The organism is Amycolatopsis anabasis (genome assembly GCF_009765355.1).
Lineage (GTDB): Bacteria > Actinomycetota > Actinomycetes > Mycobacteriales > Pseudonocardiaceae > Amycolatopsis > Amycolatopsis anabasis.
Genome location: NZ_VTHK01000181.1, coordinates 1 through 761 on the forward strand (window position 1 = coordinate 1; position 761 = coordinate 761).

Sequence of the window (761 nt, forward strand, 5' to 3'; positions counted from 1 at the left end):
AAGGGCAGCGCCGCCTACCACAGCATCGACCGCGAAGCCCGCAAACGCAAAACCAAAGATGAATCACGCACGCTGGACCAGTTACGGGCCGACATCCTGATCGAACGCTGCCTCGGCACCACCCACAGCGACCCCAAAGCCGACATCTTCGTCTACGTCGATCTGCAGACCTTGGCCGGATTGAACAGCGACCCCGCACAGCTCGCCGGATACGGACCGATCCCCGCTTCGCTGGCCCGCGAGATCGCCCACAGCAAAGACTCCACCTGGCGGCGGATCGTCACCGACCCGGTCACCGGGCTCCCGGCCGACGTCGGCCGCACCCGCTACCGGCCACCCGCCGCACTGGACCGTTACATCCGGGTACGCGACCGCGAATGCCGAGCACCGGGTTGTAACCGACCGGCGCAGGCAAGCGATATCGACCACACCCAAGACTGGGCCCAAGGCGGCACCACCGACAAAACCAACCTCGGCGGCTGGTGCGAAAAACACCACTACTTGAAGGACGAGCCAGGCTGGAACTTCGAACCCCAACCCAACGGCACCATCACCATCACCACACCCACCGGCAGCACCTACACCAGCCAACCCGAACCACTCCACGAACCCCGGCACGCAGGGTCCGAACCTACAGAATTCGGCCCACGCGCTTGGGGCTAGGAAGTCACAGTGAGTTTTCTCAGTAGGGCTTATCCAGGGGTGCTCGATGCGGCGTGGGGAACCTCGCCTTCCCGTGCGCGCCGAAGGGTCGCATTTGA

At 64.3% G+C, this 761-nt stretch carries 1 protein-coding gene; it reads left to right on the forward strand.

What is annotated here, in order from left to right; all coding sequences use genetic code 11:
• A partial coding sequence (locus tag FXO23_RS50620; protein ID WP_158896375.1) for an HNH endonuclease signature motif containing protein occupies positions 1-663 on the forward strand: 663 nt, incomplete at its 5' end.
• Positions 664-761: the final 98 nt, after the last annotated feature.